This window comes from Paracidovorax konjaci (genome assembly GCF_900112675.1).
GTDB lineage: Bacteria > Pseudomonadota > Gammaproteobacteria > Burkholderiales > Burkholderiaceae_C > Paracidovorax > Paracidovorax konjaci.
Genome location: NZ_FOMQ01000004.1, coordinates 310,698 through 326,613, shown reverse-complemented (window position 1 = coordinate 326,613; position 15,916 = coordinate 310,698). Strand labels below are relative to the sequence as shown.

18 protein-coding genes and 2 tRNA genes are annotated in these 15,916 nt (G+C 61.5%); 12 read left to right on the top strand and 8 right to left on the bottom strand.

What is annotated here, in order from left to right; translation table 11 throughout:
- Window positions 1-21: 21 nt before the first annotated feature.
- Window positions 22-561: a peptide deformylase gene (locus BM144_RS08010; protein WP_092950906.1), complete on the bottom strand. Its 540-nt coding sequence runs from the start codon at window positions 559-561 to the stop codon at window positions 22-24.
- Between the two features lie 97 nt (window positions 562-658).
- Here BM144_RS08010 and BM144_RS08005 point away from each other — a divergent pair, with 97 nt between their 5' ends.
- From BM144_RS08005 to BM144_RS07980, 6 genes are all read left to right on the top strand, one after another.
- Window positions 659-1,072, top strand: a complete 414-nt coding sequence (locus BM144_RS08005; RefSeq protein ID WP_092950904.1) for a YbaN family protein — start codon at window positions 659-661, stop codon at window positions 1,070-1,072.
- Window positions 1,073-1,142: 70 nt separating this feature from the next.
- A tRNA-Asn gene (locus tag BM144_RS08000) sits at window positions 1,143-1,218 on the top strand.
- Between the two features lie 53 nt (window positions 1,219-1,271).
- Window positions 1,272-1,347 (top strand) — tRNA-Asn (locus BM144_RS07995).
- Window positions 1,348-1,550: 203 nt separating this feature from the next.
- On the top strand, window positions 1,551-2,312 hold the full coding sequence (gene aat, locus BM144_RS07990) for a leucyl/phenylalanyl-tRNA--protein transferase (RefSeq protein ID WP_092950902.1): 762 nt from the start codon (window positions 1,551-1,553) through the stop codon (window positions 2,310-2,312).
- Window positions 2,309-3,046, top strand: coding sequence for an arginyltransferase (locus tag BM144_RS07985; protein ID WP_092950900.1), 738 nt, complete (start codon window positions 2,309-2,311; stop codon window positions 3,044-3,046). Before aat ends, BM144_RS07985 begins: the two co-directional genes overlap by 4 nt.
- A gap of 66 nt (window positions 3,047-3,112) precedes the next feature.
- Window positions 3,113-3,928, top strand: coding sequence for an IclR family transcriptional regulator (locus tag BM144_RS07980; RefSeq protein WP_092950898.1), 816 nt, complete (start codon window positions 3,113-3,115; stop codon window positions 3,926-3,928).
- A gap of 202 nt (window positions 3,929-4,130) precedes the next feature.
- Here BM144_RS07980 and pbpG read toward each other — a convergent pair whose 3' ends face one another.
- The 6 genes from pbpG to BM144_RS07950 form a co-directional block, all read right to left on the bottom strand.
- On the bottom strand, window positions 4,131-5,234 hold the full coding sequence (gene pbpG / locus BM144_RS07975; RefSeq protein WP_092950896.1) for a D-alanyl-D-alanine endopeptidase: 1,104 nt from the start codon (window positions 5,232-5,234) through the stop codon (window positions 4,131-4,133).
- A 115-nt stretch (window positions 5,235-5,349) separates the two neighbouring features.
- On the bottom strand, window positions 5,350-6,888 hold the full coding sequence (locus BM144_RS07970; RefSeq protein WP_092951134.1) for a 2-isopropylmalate synthase: 1,539 nt from the start codon (window positions 6,886-6,888) through the stop codon (window positions 5,350-5,352).
- A 202-nt stretch (window positions 6,889-7,090) separates the two neighbouring features.
- Window positions 7,091-7,924 (bottom strand): CDP-diacylglycerol--serine O-phosphatidyltransferase, encoded by an 834-nt coding sequence (gene pssA / locus BM144_RS07965; RefSeq protein ID WP_092950894.1) that lies wholly within the window; start codon window positions 7,922-7,924, stop codon window positions 7,091-7,093.
- 177 nt (window positions 7,925-8,101) lie between these two features.
- Entirely contained in the window at window positions 8,102-9,118 is a 1,017-nt protein-coding gene (gene ilvC / locus BM144_RS07960; protein WP_092950892.1) for a ketol-acid reductoisomerase, read from the bottom strand.
- Window positions 9,119-9,176: 58 nt separating this feature from the next.
- A complete protein-coding gene (gene ilvN, locus BM144_RS07955) occupies window positions 9,177-9,668 on the bottom strand; it encodes an acetolactate synthase small subunit (protein ID WP_092950890.1) in 492 nt (163 codons plus the stop codon).
- A 136-nt stretch (window positions 9,669-9,804) separates the two neighbouring features.
- Window positions 9,805-11,607, bottom strand: coding sequence for an acetolactate synthase 3 catalytic subunit (locus tag BM144_RS07950; RefSeq protein ID WP_092950888.1), 1,803 nt, complete (start codon window positions 11,605-11,607; stop codon window positions 9,805-9,807).
- A 287-nt stretch (window positions 11,608-11,894) separates the two neighbouring features.
- Between BM144_RS07950 and BM144_RS07945 the strand changes: the two genes are divergently transcribed.
- From BM144_RS07945 to BM144_RS07920, 6 genes are all read left to right on the top strand, one after another.
- Window positions 11,895-12,464 (top strand): RNA polymerase sigma factor, encoded by a 570-nt coding sequence (locus tag BM144_RS07945; RefSeq protein WP_092950886.1) that lies wholly within the window; start codon window positions 11,895-11,897, stop codon window positions 12,462-12,464.
- Window positions 12,461-12,925 carry a DUF3619 family protein gene (locus BM144_RS07940; protein WP_092950884.1) on the top strand — a complete coding sequence of 155 codons (465 nt, stop codon included), beginning with the start codon at window positions 12,461-12,463 and terminating at the stop codon, window positions 12,923-12,925. Before BM144_RS07945 ends, BM144_RS07940 begins: the two co-directional genes overlap by 4 nt.
- An 11-nt stretch (window positions 12,926-12,936) precedes the next feature.
- Window positions 12,937-13,806: a DUF3106 domain-containing protein gene (locus tag BM144_RS07935; protein WP_092950882.1), complete on the top strand. Its 870-nt coding sequence runs from the start codon at window positions 12,937-12,939 to the stop codon at window positions 13,804-13,806.
- Between the two features lie 7 nt (window positions 13,807-13,813).
- Window positions 13,814-14,359 carry an RDD family protein gene (locus tag BM144_RS07930; protein ID WP_281246082.1) on the top strand — a complete coding sequence of 182 codons (546 nt, stop codon included), beginning with the start codon at window positions 13,814-13,816 and terminating at the stop codon, window positions 14,357-14,359.
- A 95-nt stretch (window positions 14,360-14,454) separates the two neighbouring features.
- Window positions 14,455-14,847 carry a diacylglycerol kinase gene (locus BM144_RS07925; protein ID WP_092950878.1) on the top strand — a complete coding sequence of 131 codons (393 nt, stop codon included), beginning with the start codon at window positions 14,455-14,457 and terminating at the stop codon, window positions 14,845-14,847.
- Window positions 14,844-15,437: an LOG family protein gene (locus tag BM144_RS07920; protein ID WP_092950876.1), complete on the top strand. Its 594-nt coding sequence runs from the start codon at window positions 14,844-14,846 to the stop codon at window positions 15,435-15,437. The genes BM144_RS07925 and BM144_RS07920 overlap by 4 nt, the downstream gene beginning before the upstream one ends.
- Window positions 15,438-15,518: 81 nt before the next feature.
- Here the strand turns inward: BM144_RS07920 and BM144_RS07915 are convergent, their stop codons facing one another.
- A complete protein-coding gene (locus tag BM144_RS07915) occupies window positions 15,519-15,857 on the bottom strand; it encodes a P-II family nitrogen regulator (RefSeq protein WP_092950874.1) in 339 nt (112 codons plus the stop codon).
- Window positions 15,858-15,916: the final 59 nt, after the last annotated feature.

Here is a 15,916-nt window from a genome sequence, read left to right as displayed (position 1 = left end):
TTCACGCCGATCCGTGTGCAGTCAGTCGTCTTCGCCGTCCGCGATATCTGGAAAGAGCACTTTCGTGAAGCCGAACCGGCTGAAGTCCCGGATGCGCATCGGGTACAGCGTGCCGAAGAGGTGGTCGCACTCGTGCTGCACCACCCGGGCATGGAAGCCCTCCACCGTCCGGTCGATGGGCGCGCCGAATGCATCGAAGCCGGTGTAGCGGATGTGCGACCAGCGCGGCACCACACCGCGCAGCCCGGGCACCGAAAGACAGCCTTCCCAGTCCTCCTCCTCGTCCGGGCCGATGGGTTCGATCCTCGGATTGACGAGCACGGTCGGCGGCACCAAGGGCCGGTCGGGATAGCGCGGATTGCGCTCGTTCGACCCGAAGATCACCACCTGGAGGTCCACGCCGATCTGCGGCGCCGCCAGCCCGGCGCCATTCGCGGCCCGCATGGTGTCGCGGAGGTCGTCGATGAGTTCGAGGAGCGAGGGCGTGCCGAACGCCTCGACGGGCTGGGCCGTGCGCAGCAGCCGCGGATCGCCCATTTTCAGAATCGTGTGGATCGTCATTGGAAGGTTGGGAAGCGCCGGCGGCACACATCGCCACCGGCCGGACATCGGGTCGCGCAGCATATCGCCATGGAGCGGCGCAGGCACAATCGACGCCATGCCCGCGCCGCTTCCGGACCCTTTGCCCCCGCCCCCCGTGCACGCGCCATTGCCGACGCCTGTGCGGTGGCTGCTGCTGGTGTTCGCGGGGTTCAGCCTGGCGCTCGGGATCGTCGGCATCTTCGTGCCCGGGCTGCCCACCACCGTGTTCGTGCTCATGGCCGGATGGGCCGCTGCCCGCAGTTCCCCGCGCCTGCATGCCTGGCTCTGGCGCCACCCGCTCTTCGGATCCATCCTGCGCAACTGGACCGACGGCGGGCGCGTCAGCCGCCGGGCGAAATGGAGCGCCACCGCCATGATGGGCGTCTGCGGCGCCGTGCTGGCCATCAGTTCGGCGCCGAGATGGGTGGCCATCGGGGCGTCCGCGTGCATGGCCGGGGTGCTGGTCTGGCTGTGGCGCCGCCCGGAATGAGGCCTGTGGCCCATCAGTGATCGCAGATGATCGGAACCCCGTTTTTTTGTGTATATAATCTAAGTCTTGTTCCTCGATAGCTCAGTCGGTAGAGCGCCGGACTGTTAATCCGTAGGTCCCTGGTTCGAGCCCAGGTCGAGGAGCCAGCATTCAGCAGGCTTTGCAACCGAACAAAGCCGTTTCAATTCAATAAAGATATTCCTCGATAGCTCAGTCGGTAGAGCGCCGGACTGTTAATCCGTAGGTCCCTGGTTCGAGCCCAGGTCGAGGAGCCACACTGCAAAGGCCACCCAATGGGTGGCCTTTTTGTTTTGCGCTCCGCATTTACACCGTTCAGGCCCCACGAACGCTCCGGGGGCCCTGAGCCCTGCCGCGGCCCAGCCGGGGTACCGCAAAATAATTGGCCGAGCCGTGCACCGGAAGCAGCGGCCCTCCCTCTTCGACAATCCACCATTCCATCGCTCCACTTCCCGCGACCATGCCCCCGTCCGCCCCGCTCGCCTGGCTCGAACCCCAAGACCCGTTCCCTCCTGTCGAAAAGGCCTGGGGAATCGACGACCCTGCACCGGGCCTGTTGGCGGCGGGAGGCGCGCTGGATGTGGAGCAGCTCCATCGCGCCTACGCCAGCGGCATATTCCCGTGGTTCAGCCCGGGCCAGCCCATCCTCTGGTGGAGCCCCGCTCCCCGCATGGTGCTCCCGGTCGCCGACTTCAAGCTGCACCGGTCGCTGCGGCGCACGCTGCAGCGATTCCGCCATGCGCCCGGGTGTGAAATCCGCGTGGACCATGACTTTCAACGCGTCATCCAGGCCTGCGCGCACACTCCACGGGACGGCCAGGGCGGCACATGGATCGTGCCCGACATGATCGACGCCTACTGCGCATTCCATGCGGCCGGCCATGCCCACAGCATCGAGACCTGGCAAGACGGCCGACTGCTGGGCGGGCTGTATTGCATCGGCATCGGGAAGGCTGTTTTTGGCGAATCGATGTTTGCCCATGCCACCGATGCCTCGAAGATCGCCCTGGCAGCGCTCGTGTGCCTCTGCCGACTGCAGGGTGTCTCCTGGATCGACTGCCAGCAAAACACCGCCCATCTGGCATCGCTGGGCGCGAGAGAGATCGACAGAGAGGATTTCATTCGCGGCCTGGAGTGGTCTACCCTGCAAGCGCCCCTGGCGTGGCGTTTCGAGTCCGTATACTGGAACGCGTTGCTGCCCCCATCGCCGCACCTGGAATGACGCAACTCAACGACCTCCCGCTGCAGACCCTGCAGTTCTACGCCACGGCCCCGTACCCCTGCAGCTACCTGCCGGACCGGCAGGCGCGCTCGCAGGTCGCCACGCCCAGCCACCTCATCCAGAACGATGTGTACTCGGATCTGGTGGCCCGCGGTTTCCGGCGCAGCGGCATGTTCACCTACCGCCCCTACTGCGACGGCTGTCAGGCGTGCACGCCGTTGCGAGTCCTTGCGCGGGCCTTCGAGCCCGACCGCAGCCAACGACGGGCATGGAAGCAGCACCAGCATCTGCAGACACGGGTGCTTCGCCTCTGCTACGAGCCAGAGCACTACCAGTTGTATCTCCACTACCAGAACGCCCGCCACGCCGGAGGCGGCATGGACCACGACAGCATCGACCAATACACGCAGTTCCTGCTGCAGAGCCGCGTGAACTCACGGCTGGTGGAATTCCGCGACCCCGCCGAAAACGGAGAAGTCGGCAGGTTGCGCATGGTGTCCATTCTGGATGTCCTGGACGACGGACTGTCTGCGGTCTACACCTTCTATGACCCGGAGCCGGGTTGCAGCTACGGGACGTTCAACGTCCTGTGGCAGATCGAACAAGCCCGCACGCTGGGCCTGCCCCATGTCTACCTGGGCTATTGGATCGAACAAAGCCCGAAGATGAACTACAAATCGCGGTTCCGTCCCCATGAACTGCGAATCGATGGCCACTGGCAATGCGGCACGTGAAGCCGATTCCAGGGAGCAGGCTTTTCAAAAGATAAAATTATTTGATATTGCCCAGGCCAAAAAATCATGAAAAAAAACGATGCCGGCTCAGCCGCCAAACCTAGCGTGCAGGTTTTGGAGCGCATGTTCACGCTCATCGACGTGCTGGCCTCTCGGGAAGAAGCGATCCCTCTGAAGGAAATCAGCGAGAAGACCGGGTTGCATCCCTCCACGGCCCATCGCATCCTGAACGATCTCACCATTGGCCGCTTTGTCGATCGCCCAGAGTCAGGCAGCTATCGACTGGGAATGCGGCTGCTGGAACTGGGGAACCTGGTCAAGGCACGACTGAGTGTCCGCGATGCCGCCCTGCTTCCGATGCGCAACCTGCACAAACTCACACAACAGCCCGTGAATTTGAGCATGCGCCAAGGGGATGAGATCGTTTACGTGGAACGCGCCTACAGCGAACGCTCCGGCATGCAGGTGGTACGCGCCATCGGCGGTCGCGCCCCCCTCCATCTGACTTCCACCGGGAAGCTGTTTCTCGCCGCCGACGATCCACAGCGTGTGCGCGCCTATGCAATGCGCACCGGACTGGCCGGCCATACACGCAACAGCATCACCCAATTGCCGATTCTTGAGCGAGAGCTGGGCAACGCGAGGCAATACGGCATTGCGCGCGATAACGAAGAATTGGAGCTCGGCGTCCGATGCATGGCGGCCGGCGTCTATGACGACCAATCCCAACTGGTGGCAGGGCTGTCCATTTCCGCGCCGGCCGATCGGCTGGATGAAAACTGGTTGCCCAAACTACAAGCCACCGCGAATGAAATTTCGGTAGCGCTGGGCTACAGCACCGACAGAGCCCCTGGAGAAGTCCGAAAAGATCTGCGGAGCTGACACAACCAGCGTGCGCAAACCCAATCGGAGCAGGCCACGCCGCTAAGCGCCTGATGCAGGCTACCTTGCAGTACCAGCACACCTGCATAGGACAGAGGGGCGCTCGTCAATGCAGCAAGAAATGGATGCCCCGAGGAGAACGCGGTGCGGCGTGCATCCCGCATCGCCAGAGATGGCTATCTATCAGCGCCACCGAGCGCAATCACTCCAGCTTGGCCGCACCGACCGCATGCAAAGTAGCCGTCGAACCCAGAGAGGGCAACTTTTCCACCCAATTGCGGACACGTTCGGCATCGCCGAGGCGGCTGAACTTTCCAGCGGAATCCAGGAACACCATGATCAGTTTCCGGCCGGCAATGTGGGTTTGCATGACGAGACAGCGACCGGCTTCGGAGATGTAGCCGGTCTTCTGCAAGCCGATGTCCCATGCAGGATTTCTCACGAGACGATTGGTATTGTTGTATTGCAGGGTGCGACGGCCGACTGCTACTTCATAGCTGGGAGAAGTGGTCAGTTCACGAAGCAAAGGGTCAGCATGCGCGATGTTCACCAACGTTGCCAGATCCCGGGCACTGGACTGGTTGCGGCTGGAGAGACCTGTCGGCTCTACATAACGGGTGTCCGTCATTCCAAGAAGCTTCGCCTTGGCATTCATCTGGCCGACGAAAGCTTCCATGCCACCAGGGAAGGTGCGCCCAAGAGCATGGGCCGCCCGATTCTCGCTGGACATCAAAGCCAGATGCAGCATCTCTCCGCGCGTCAAGGTCGTGCCTACGGCAAGTCTGGAACTGCTGAACTTTTCGGTGTCGACATCGTCCTGCGTGATCGTGATGGTTTCATCCATCGGCAGCTTGGCCTGGGACACGAGCAGGCCGGTCATCAGCTTGGTCAGGGATGCGATCGGAAGGACGGCGTGATCGTTTTTGCTCAGCAGGACTTCATGCGTTTCCTGATCGATGACCAGGGCTACGCTGGACTTCAGTTCGAGCGGGTCTTGTACTGCATGCAAGCCTGCGACCTGCCCGAAGGATTGGCGCTCGGGAACGGCAACCATCCGCGGTGCCAACTTGGCGCTGCTGGACATCACCCGGGTAGCCTTCACGCGCGTGACTGCCTTGCGGGGCACGGCTTTGGCGGAACGCGCCACCGGACGCTGTTTGGCGCTCACCGATGCGGCGGCTGGCTTTTTGGCAGTGGTTTTCTTGCGCTCGGCCGCGTGTGCGCTGGGGATGGCCAATGCCACACTCAAGGCGCAGAAGGCCACGGTATGGATGAGCCGGGGGACAATGCGGCGGCGTTCTTGCATCAGATGCTCCAAGCGGCAAAAAGTGTGTGACAGTGTACTGAAGCAAAAAAAGTCGCGCAAGATCAATACCTTACGCGACCTTCCCAATGAAGTAGCTGAATTATAAATTCGGGTTTCAACCCTGAGCAGCGACTCGATCGGCTTTACTTTGTAATTTGTTCAACGCACTGAGGTACGCTTTCGCTGACGCCACCACTATGTCTGGGTCTGCACCCACGCCATTGACAACCCGTCCGCTGTTCTGCAGCCGCACAGTCACCTCGCCCTGGCTCTCTGTCGAACCACTGATCGCGTTGACAGAGTAAAGAACCATCTCTGCGCCACTCGATACATGTGCCTCAATGGCTTTCAGAGAAGCATCCACGGGCCCGTTGCCCTCTGCTGCCCCGTGGACTTCCTTGCCGTCAACGGTGAAGACAATGGCAGCATGAGGACGCTCTCCAGTTTCGCTCCGCTGTGACAGCGACACAAAGCCATACCGCTCGCCTTCACCTGCGGTCGAGTCCCCACTCACCAGGGCAAGGATGTCCTCGTCAAAGATCTCGCTCTTGCGGTCGGCAAGCTCTTTGAACCGCAGGAATGCCGCGTTCACATCGGCTTCGCTCTCGAGTTGCACGCCGAGGTCCTGAAGCCTCTGCTTGAAAGCATTGCGCCCGCTCAATTTTCCCAGCACGATTTTGTTGGCAGTCCAGCCGACATCCTCAGCCCGCATGATTTCATACGTATCCCGGGCTTTGAGCACACCGTCCTGGTGGATGCCGCTCGCGTGGGCAAACGCATTGGCGCCCACAACTGCCTTGTTCGGTTGCACAACGAAACCTGTCGTCTGGCTCACCATGCGGCTGGCTGCAACGATGTGCTGGGTATCGATGCCCAGGTCCAAGTTGAAATAATCCTTGCGCGTCCGGACCGCCATCACCACTTCTTCCAGGGAACAGTTGCCGGCACGCTCCCCCAATCCATTGATGGTGCACTCCACCTGCCGCGCGCCACCAATCTTCACACCGGCCAGGGAGTTCGCCACGGCCATGCCCAGATCGTTATGGCAATGCACCGACCAGATTGCCTTGTCGCTGTTGGGTATCCGTTCGCGCAAAGTCTTGATGAAATTGCCATAAAGCTCGGGAATGGCATAACCCACTGTGTCGGGCACGTTGATCGTCGTAGCCCCTTCCGCGATAACTGCTTCCAGCACGCGGCAAAGGAAGTCGGGCTCACTGCGGTATCCGTCTTCCGGGCTGAATTCGATGTCTCCCACGAGGTTCCTAGCAAATCGGACCGATTGTTTCGCCTGCTCGAGCACTTGCTCCGGAGTCATGCGAAGCTTCTTCTCCATATGCAGCGGGCTGGTGGCAATGAAGGTGTGGATGCGCGCACTCTGCGCACTTTTCAGGGCCTCTGCAGCACGGCTGATATCCCGATCATTGGCCCGGGAAAGCGAGCAGATCGTCGATTCCTTGATGGTTTGCGCGATCGACTGAATGGCCTCGAAATCCCCATTCGAGCTGGCAGCAAAACCCGCCTCGATCACGTCCACCTTGAGGCGCTCGAGCTGGCGCGCGATGCGCACTTTCTCGTCCTTGGTCATGGAAGCGCCAGGGGACTGCTCGCCATCGCGCAAGGTGGTATCAAAGATGATCAGTTTGTCAGCCATGGGGTGCTCCTTTGGTATTCGTATCGGTATGTCTTGGTAACCAAATAATGATTCCAAGAAAAAGGCCCGGTGCTGCATGCACACGGGCCCACTGGGGAAGCTGCGTCTGTCAGGTCAACTCCATCGATCGGCGCAAGCGCAGGGAGCCGGCACTACAGAACAGCCGGTAAATTTAGCACAAGCACTTCGGCATTCGCCTGCCCTACTTGTGCAGTCCGCGCTCATCAGGTTCATCGGTTGAAGTGCTGATCACGCTGCTGTGTTGACCCTTGGCCTTGCGCCAGGCGTACACCCCATAGCCGCTGAGTCCGTAAAGCACAAAAACCCCGAAAAGCACCGTCGGAGGATGGATGTTGATCACCGCGATTCCCAATGCGATAAGGACGATGGTTGCGAACGGCACGCTTCGCTTCATGTGGATGTCCTTGAAGCTGTAAAACGGTACGTTGGTCACCATGGTGAGGCCGGCATATAGCGTGAAGCCGAACATGATCCAACTGATTTGCGACCATGTCAGCCATCCATCCACACCACGCTGGATGCCAAGCTCGGTCAACAGCCAGATGAATCCCGCTACCAATGCCGCGGCGGCAGGTGATGGCAGCCCCTGAAAATACCGTTTATCCACCACGCTCGTATTGACGTTGAATCGCGCAAGACGGAGTGCCGCGCATGCGCAATAAACGAAAGCGGCTATCCACCCCCAACGTCCCAAACCATTCAATGACCACTCATACGCGATCAATGCCGGAGCAGCGCCGAACGACACCATGTCCGAGAGCGAATCCATCTGCTCTCCAAAGGCGCTTTGGGTATTGGTCATCCGCGCGACCCGTCCGTCCAGGCTGTCGAGCACCATGGCGCAGAAGACACCCACGGCCGCGAGGTCGAAACGACCATTCATGGCCATCACAACAGAATAAAACCCGCCAAACAACGCTGCCAAAGTGAAAAGATTCGGCAGTATGTAGATGCCTTTGCGCCGCTTGCGTATCACTACACCAGGATGGTCTGCACCATTTTTGCCGTCGTGCATCACACCAACTCCCAATTACCGATGGTCATGCGCCCAGCGAAGAATTTCATAAGATAAGTTTGCTCAAGGCAAATAAAGCGGGCAGTTTAGAGGGCGCCGCCGAACCGCCGCAAAAAAGAAGGCCACCCTTGCGGGTGGCCTCTTCATGATCTCATAACCGCCGACGGCGGAACGAGATCAGTTGCGCGTCTGGTCGACCAGCTTGTTCTTGGCAATCCACGGCATCATCGCGCGCAATTGAGCGCCGACGATCTCGATTTTATGGTCTGCGGTGTTGCGGCGGCGTGCCGTCATGCTTGGGTAATTCAGGCGGCCTTCCTGGATGAACATTTTCGCGTAGTCGCCATTCTGAATGCGCTTAAGCGCATTGCGCATGGCTTCGCGCGACTGTGCATTGATGACCTCGGGGCCCGTCACGTACTCGCCGAATTCAGCGTTGTTCGAGATCGAGTAGTTCATGTTGGCGATGCCGCCTTCGTAGATCAGATCCACGATGAGCTTCAGTTCATGCAGGCACTCGAAATAGGCCATTTCAGGCGCATAACCCGCTTCGACGAGCGTCTCGAAACCCATCTTGATCAGTTCAACGGCGCCGCCGCAAAGAACAGCCTGTTCACCGAACAGATCGGTCTCCGTCTCTTCCTTGAAATTGGTTTCGATGATGCCGGCCTTGCCGCCACCATTGGCCATGGCATAGGACAGGGCCAGATCACGGGCCTTGCCGGATTGGTCCTGGTGCACAGCCACCAAGTGGGGCACGCCACCGCCTTGCGCATAAGTGGAGCGCACGGTGTGGCCAGGAGCCTTGGGAGCCACCATCCAGACATCCAGGTCGCTGCGCGGCACGACCTGGTTGTAGTGAACGTTGAAGCCGTGCGCAAAAGCCAGGGATGCACCTTGCTTGATGTTCGGTTCGACGTTGTTCTTGTAAACCTCGGCGATCTGTTCATCCGGCAAAAGGATCATCACCACGTCTGCGGCTTTGACGGCTTCATTGACTTCAAGGACCGTCAGGCCTGCCTTGCCGACCTTGTCCCAGGAAGCTCCGCCCTTGCGCAGGCCGACCACGACCTTCACGCCGCTGTCGTTGAGGTTCTGGGCATGGGCATGGCCTTGGCTTCCGTAGCCGATGATGGCAACGGTCTTGCCTTTGATGAGGCTCAGGTCACAGTCTTTGTCGTAGAAAACTTTCATTTTGGCTCCAGGTTGAATCTGTTGGGTTGTCGGGAAAGATGGATGGACGGGATCGTGGTCAGACCCGCAAGATGCGCTCGCCACGCCCGATGCCGCAGGCGCCGGTGCGCACTGTTTCGAGGATGGCAGTTCGGTCGATCGCCTGCAGGAATGCATCGTTTTTCGACTGGTCACCCGTCAATTCGACGGTGTAGCTCTTCTCGGTGACGTCGATGATTCGGCCACGGAAGATATCGGCCATGCGCTTCATCTCTTCGCGCTCCTTACCCACCGCTCTGACTTTGACCATCATGAGTTCCCGCTCGGTGTAGGCACCTTCGGTGAGGTCGACCACTTTGACCACCTCGATCAATCGGTTCAGGTGTTTGGTGATCTGCTCGATGACATCGTCCGATCCCGTCGTCTGAATGGTCATCCGGGAGAGAGAGGCGTCCTCGGTAGGGGCTACGGTGAGCGACTCGATGTTGTAGCCACGGGCAGAAAAGAGCCCGACTACGCGCGAGAGTGCTCCAGGCTCGTTCTCGAGCAGAACGGCAATGATGTGTTTCATGAAAAAGATCCCTCTTTTCGCTGCCCTCCCCTGAAACCGGTAAGTCCCAGGCTCGGCATGCAATAGATTCGTCGATAAATGACCGCCGACCGGCGGCAGAAACCGGACCAGAGGTCCGGGCACGGCACAGCGTGTCTTAAAGGTCCTCCGAACCCAACAGCATTTCGGTGATGCCCTTGCCGGCCTGCACCATGGGAAACACGTTTTCGGTCGGGTCCGTGCGGAAGTCCAGAAAAACCGTCCGGTCCTTCAGCCTGCGGGCTTCACGCAGTGCGGGCTCCACATCCTGGGGGCGCTCGATCAACAGGCCGACATGGCCATAAGCCTCGGCCAGCTTCACGAAATTGGGAAGCGCGTCCATGTAGCTGTGGCTGTAGCGGCCGGAGTATTCGATTTCCTGCCACTGCCGCACCATCCCCAAATAGCGGTTGTTGAGCGAGCAAATCTTGATGGGAGTGTTGTACTGCAAGCAGGTCGAGAGTTCCTGGATGTTCATTTGCACGGAGCCTTCGCCCGTGATGCAGAACACTTCACTCTCCGGCTTGGCCAGCTTGATACCCATGGCATAAGGAATGCCCACGCCCATGGTTCCAAGACCTCCGGAATTGATCCAGCGACGCGGCTCATCGAACCGGTAATACTGTGCCGCCCACATCTGGTGCTGCCCGACGTCCGACGTGACGTAGGTATCGGCATCCTTGGTCATGTTCCAGAGCGTCTCGACCACGAACTGCGGCTTGATGACCTCTTGGTTGCCCCGGTCATACTTGAGGCAATCCCGACGGCGCCAACCTTCGATGGAGTCCCACCACGAAGCCAAGGCCCCAGCATCGGGGCGAAGAGCAGACTCCCGGATCATCGAGATCAGCTCGGTCAGCACGTCCTTGACATCTCCCACGATGGGAACGTCCACCTTGACGCGCTTCGAAATGCTGGAGGGATCGATATCGACATGGATGATCTTGCGATCGTTCTGAGCAAAATGCTTCGGATTGCCGATCACGCGGTCATCGAAACGTGCGCCTACCGCCAGCAGCACATCGCAGTTCTGCATCGCGTTGTTGGCTTCGATGGTTCCATGCATGCCCAGCATGCCCAGGAATTTCGGTGAACTCGCGGGATAGGCGCCCAGCCCCATAAGAGTGTTCGTGACCGGATACCCCAGCATGTCCACCAGGGTTCGCAATTCCTGCGTGGCATTTCCTAGCAACACACCGCCACCGGTATAAATGTAGGGCCGTTTCGCAGCCAGGAGCAACTGCAGTGCCTTGCGAATCTGCCCACCGTGGCCCTTACGGACCGGATTGTAGGAACGCATCTCCACGGTCTGGGGATAGCCGTGGTAAGGCACTTTCTTGAAAGACACGTCCTTCGGTATATCGACCACGACCGGGCCAGGACGGCCGGTGCGAGCGATGTGAAAAGCCTTCTTCATGGTCGCCGCGAGATCGCGAGCGTCCTTCACAAGGAAGTTGTGCTTCACGATCGGCCGGGTGATGCCCACGGTATCGCACTCCTGGAAGGCGTCCAGCCCGATCGCGGGCGTAGGCACTTGGCCAGAGACGATGACCATCGGGATGGAATCCATGTAAGCCGTGGCAATGCCCGTCACGGCATTCGTCAAGCCGGGGCCGGAAGTCACCAACGCAACGCCTACATTGCCAGTCGCTCTCGCATAGCCATCTGCGGCATGCACCGCGGCCTGCTCATGCCGCACCAGCACATGCTGGATGGTGTCTTGCTTGTAGAGCGCATCGTAGATGTACAGCACCGCCCCACCTGGGTAACCCCAGATGTACTGCACCCCTTCGGCCTGCAAGGACTTGATGAGGATTTCTGATCCCATCAGATCTGGATGGGCGTGGGATGCACTGGAGGGGGGGGTTGCGGCCTGCGCGGCGGCGGTTGCCGATGAAAGCTCGGCCTTGGAAATTTCCATGATCAACCTTTGTGAATTTCTCTGACGAAAAACCTAGGGTGCCCCTCGCTGCGACCCTTGTGGAGCCGGCTCGGAACTTGAGGCCTCGGCCATGGGCGAGATGATGACTGCGCCGGACCGGGACCCGTTTGCCTTTTGAATTGCAGCGCGGATTATGGCACCCCCGCTCGACAAGCGGAGTGCAGAATCCAAAAAACATCGCGCCAGTGCAATAATGCGCGCCATCTGCAGATTGTCTGCCCTGCGCCGTCCGCGGCTTTCTCCGCCCTGATGGGCCTCTACATCTCTTGGCGACCGAACAAGAACTGTCCGACTTTCTCAAAAGCGTGGAAAAGCGTGCTTTCAAGCGCTCGCTCTACCACGTCCGCAACGAGGAAGCCGCATTGGACATCGTGCAGGACAGCATGCTCAAACTGGCCGAGCACTACGGCGACAAGCCGCCGGCCGAGTTGCCGATGTTGTTCCAGCGCATTTTGTCGAATTGCACATTGGATTGGTTTCGACGGCAGAAAACCAGAAACGCTCTTTTTTCCAGCATGAGCGATTTCGAGGGGCCTGGCGACGATGGCGACGACTTCGACCTCCTCGAGGCCTACTCGGGCCCGGAAAATTCGCAAACCACGCAGAGCACTGAAGACCTGGCACGCCGTGCGCAGGTTTTCCGGGATATCGAAGCAGAAATCCAGGAGTTGCCACCTCGTCAACGGGAGGCGTTTTTGATGCGTTACTGGGAAGAAATGGATGTTGCTGAAACGGCTGCGGCTATGGGTTGCTCAGAAGGCAGCGTCAAGACGCATTGTTTCCGAGCCGTTCAGACCCTCAGCAAAGCACTGAAGGCCAAAGGAATCGAACTATGAACTCCAGTCCCCAGACCCTGTCTACCAGCGAAGCTGCTGCAGAGCGTTTTGCCCGGCGTCTCACCGCGCGCCTGTCCGAGGGAACGGCCGAGATGCCCTACGACTTTTCGGAGCGGCTGCGCGCAGCGCGCGTCCAGGCCGTGGCACGCCGCAAGAAGGTGGCGGCTGTGCCGGTTCGGCAGGCCGCGGCGGCAACGACCGTTCTGGGGCGAGGAAGCAGCGCCTCTCTCGGTTGGGGTGGTGAGGGTGGGAACTGGTGGCGCGCACTGGTGTCAGCCATTCCGCTGACCGCGCTGCTGGTCGGCCTGGTCGTCATCAATGTCGCCCAGGACGAAAAGGGCGTGAACGAAGTGGCCGAGGTGGATGCCGCCTTGCTGACCGATGACCTTCCTCCGTCGGCCTATGCCGACCCGGGCTTCCTGCAGTTCCTCAAGACCTCCGCACAGGCGCCAAACCGCTGACATCTCTCTGCATGCCCACTGCCCCGCTCGCCGCCTCTCGACTGATGCCAGCCGCCGTGCTGGCTTTTGCATTGCTGGGCGTGCTCTCGGCCGTGGGCTGGCAGGCCTGGAGGCAGGCAGGCATGGCGCCCAGCACCCCGGTGCCTGCCGAGGCCCTCGCCAGCAAGCACACGGCACGCGGCCAGGAAGTCCGGCCGGCGACCCCTGACCCCGACGGCGCCGGAACGGGCCCGGACTGGAGCAGCCTCACGACGGCGCAGAAGCATGCCCTCCGCCCACTGGTCGATCGCTGGCCCACCATGAGCGAAGCGCAGAAGCGCCATTGGCTCACGCTGGCGGCGACGTTTCCCACCCTGTCGCCCCACGAGCAGGAAAAGCTCCTGGCGCGCATCACCGACTGGGCCAATCTGAGCGGCCAGCAGCGCAGCCAGGCGCGGCTCAACTATGCACTCACCAACAAGCTGGCCGTCGACGACAAGCGTGCGCAGTGGGAAGCGTATCTCGCCCTGAGCGAGGAAGAGAAAAAGCAGCTGGCAGCGCGTGCGGCCCCCAAGCCCACCGGTGCCGCAACGGCGATCCGCCCCGTTCCGACGCGCAAGCTGGCCCGCGTGCCGGCGGCCGCCACCGCGGCCAACCGGGCCAACGCCCCCAAGATTCCGGCCCCGCCAGCCGCCCACCCGATGCAGGCGCTGCCCGTGCTCGTGCCGCCCGCTCCAGCCAGCGCACCCACCATCGCCCCCTCGGTGGTGGAAACCCTCCCGGTGCCCGTGCCGACAGCGGTGCCCGCCCCGCTGCCCCCGCTGTCCTCCGAGCCGCCGGCGCCGATTCCAGCCGCGGTGCCCGAGACGCGGAACAACGAACCGGTACATCCGCCGCAATAATCGCCGGATGCCTTCCACGACGCACCACGGCCCCGTCCCTGCCTCCGCCTCCCCCGGCGACGTCGGCGCACAGCCCCATCAGAACTTCCGGACGCCTTCGCTGCGCCGGCGGATGGCCTGCTGGATGTATGAGGGCATCCTGATGTTCGGGGTCGTCTTCATCGCGGGCTACCTCTTCGATTCGCTCAGCCAGTCGCGCCATGCGCTCGACCACCGCGCGATCCGCATGGGGTTCCTCTTCGTGGTCTTCGGGATTTACTTCACCTGGTTCTGGGCGAAGGGCCAGACCCTCGCCATGAAAACCTGGCATATCCGGCTGCGGGACAAGGCGGGGGCCCCCGTGACGCAGCGGCGCGCGCTGTGGCGCTACGTGCTCAGCTGGATGTGGTTCCTGCCTCCTCTGGCAATCGTCGGCCCGCTGGGCCTGGGCGCCGGGGAGATCACGGTGCTCACCCTTGGCTGGGTGGCGGTGTGGGCATTGCTCAGCCGCTTCCATCCGCAACGGCAGTTCTGGCACGACGCGTGGGCGGGCACCCGCCTGGTGCAGGCCTGATTCCGGGCCCTGCCCAAAGCGCCCTGCCCGCCCATCATTTCCACTGTCCCGGCACCGTCACGCGCGGGGACAGAATGCTCCAACGGCCCACATCCATGACCGCGCCGATTTTCGACAATCCCCACAAGTCCCGCCGAGGCCTGCACAGGCTGCGACATGCCGCGGCCCATTCCTGGAATGGGTTGGCGGCCGGCTGGACCGAGAAGGCCTTCCGGCTGGAAGCGATCCTCGCCGCCGTATTGCTGCCGCTGTCGGTCTGGGTGGGCCGCAACTGGATGGAAATGGCCTTGCTGATCGCCGTGGTGGTGCTGGTGCTGATCACCGAACTGCTCAATTCGGCCGTGGAGGCCGCGATCGACCGCGTCGGGCCGGAATGGCATGCGCTGTCGAAGCGCGCCAAGGATATGGGCAGCGCCGCCGTGCTGCTGAGCCTGCTGCTGTGCGCAGGCGTCTGGGGCGCGGCATTGTTTCAAAGGTTTTCTGGATGACCGAACCTGCTTTTTCGATCTGTGTATACCTGGGCTCGCGCCATGGCGAGAACCCCGCCTTCGCCGGTGCGGCCGAAGCGGTGGGCGACTGGATCGGCCGCCATGGCGGTCAACTCGTCTACGGCGGCGGCCGCAGCGGTCTGATGGGCACCGTGGCCGAAGCGACCCGGCGTGCCGGTGGCCGGGTGGTGGGCGTGATTCCGCAGGCCCTGGTGGACAAGGAACTCGCCAACCAGGCCTGCGATGAATTGCACATCGTGACCACGATGCACGAGCGCAAGGCCTTGATGGCAGAACGCTGCGACGCGTTCCTTGCCCTGCCCGGCGGGATCGGCACCTTCGAGGAGTTGTTCGAGGTCTGGACGTGGCGGCAGCTCGGCTACCACGACAAGCCGCTGGGGCTGCTCAACGTGGACGCCTACTACGATGGCCTGCTGGCCTTCCTGGACCACAGCGTCCGGTCCGGCCTGATGAGCGACTGGCAGATGGGCCTGCTGTCGGTGGGCAACGATGTCGCCACGTTGCTGCGGGGCCTGGTGGAAGCCGCCGGCACCCGGCGGGAGACGCCCTCGCTGCGCGCGGTCATCTGAGCCGTGCATGCCGGCAGCGCTGCCTGCCGGTGCCGTGCGCTCCGACCGGCCCGCGGAGCGAAGTGGACTGTGCCCGGGGATTCAGACGGCAGCGTCGTCGAGATCGCCCGTGCGGATGCGCACCACGCGCTCGACTTCGGTCACGAAGATCTTGCCGTCGCCGATCTTTCCGGTGCGCGCCGCATTCACGATCGCATCCACGCAGCGGTCCACGTCGTCGCTCTTGACGACCACCTCCACCTTCACCTTGGGCAGGAAGTCCACCACGTACTCGGCACCGCGGTACAGCTCGGTGTGGCCTTTCTGGCGGCCGAAGCCTTTGACTTCCGTGACCGTCAGGCCCGTGACTCCGCACTCGGCAAGGGCCTCGCGGACTTCTTCGAGCTTGAAGGGCTTGATGACGGCGGTGATCATTTTCATGACGGAAACTCCTCGGAAGTGGTGCCTGCGAAAGTGCGGCCATCAGGGCGATGGCCCGC

Excerpts from the sequence above, each read along its gene's own strand:
- BM144_RS07940 (WP_092950884.1), top strand. The coding sequence starts at position 12,461 with ATGAACTCCAGTCCCCAGACCCTGTCTACCAGCGAAGCTGCTGCAGAG.
- BM144_RS07970 (WP_092951134.1), bottom strand. The coding sequence starts at position 6,888 with ATGGCTGACAAACTGATCATCTTTGATACCACCTTGCGCGATGGCGAG.
- BM144_RS07950 (WP_092950888.1), bottom strand. The coding sequence starts at position 11,607 with ATGGAAATTTCCAAGGCCGAGCTTTCATCGGCAACCGCCGCCGCGCAG.
- BM144_RS07925 (WP_092950878.1), top strand. The coding sequence starts at position 14,455 with ATGACCGCGCCGATTTTCGACAATCCCCACAAGTCCCGCCGAGGCCTG.
- aat (WP_092950902.1), top strand. The coding sequence starts at position 1,551 with ATGCCCCCGTCCGCCCCGCTCGCCTGGCTCGAACCCCAAGACCCGTTC.
- BM144_RS07915 (WP_092950874.1), bottom strand. The coding sequence starts at position 15,857 with ATGAAAATGATCACCGCCGTCATCAAGCCCTTCAAGCTCGAAGAAGTC.
- BM144_RS07985 (WP_092950900.1), top strand. The coding sequence starts at position 2,309 with ATGACGCAACTCAACGACCTCCCGCTGCAGACCCTGCAGTTCTACGCC.
- ilvC (WP_092950892.1), bottom strand. The coding sequence starts at position 9,118 with ATGAAAGTTTTCTACGACAAAGACTGTGACCTGAGCCTCATCAAAGGC.
- BM144_RS07980 (WP_092950898.1), top strand. The coding sequence starts at position 3,113 with ATGAAAAAAAACGATGCCGGCTCAGCCGCCAAACCTAGCGTGCAGGTT.
- BM144_RS07935 (WP_092950882.1), top strand. The coding sequence starts at position 12,937 with ATGCCCACTGCCCCGCTCGCCGCCTCTCGACTGATGCCAGCCGCCGTG.
- BM144_RS08010 (WP_092950906.1), bottom strand. The coding sequence starts at position 561 with ATGACGATCCACACGATTCTGAAAATGGGCGATCCGCGGCTGCTGCGC.
- BM144_RS08005 (WP_092950904.1), top strand. The coding sequence starts at position 659 with ATGCCCGCGCCGCTTCCGGACCCTTTGCCCCCGCCCCCCGTGCACGCG.
- ilvN (WP_092950890.1), bottom strand. The coding sequence starts at position 9,668 with ATGAAACACATCATTGCCGTTCTGCTCGAGAACGAGCCTGGAGCACTC.
- BM144_RS07930 (WP_281246082.1), top strand. The coding sequence starts at position 13,814 with ATGCCTTCCACGACGCACCACGGCCCCGTCCCTGCCTCCGCCTCCCCC.
- BM144_RS07920 (WP_092950876.1), top strand. The coding sequence starts at position 14,844 with ATGACCGAACCTGCTTTTTCGATCTGTGTATACCTGGGCTCGCGCCAT.
- pbpG (WP_092950896.1), bottom strand. The coding sequence starts at position 5,234 with ATGCAAGAACGCCGCCGCATTGTCCCCCGGCTCATCCATACCGTGGCC.
- pssA (WP_092950894.1), bottom strand. The coding sequence starts at position 7,924 with ATGCACGACGGCAAAAATGGTGCAGACCATCCTGGTGTAGTGATACGC.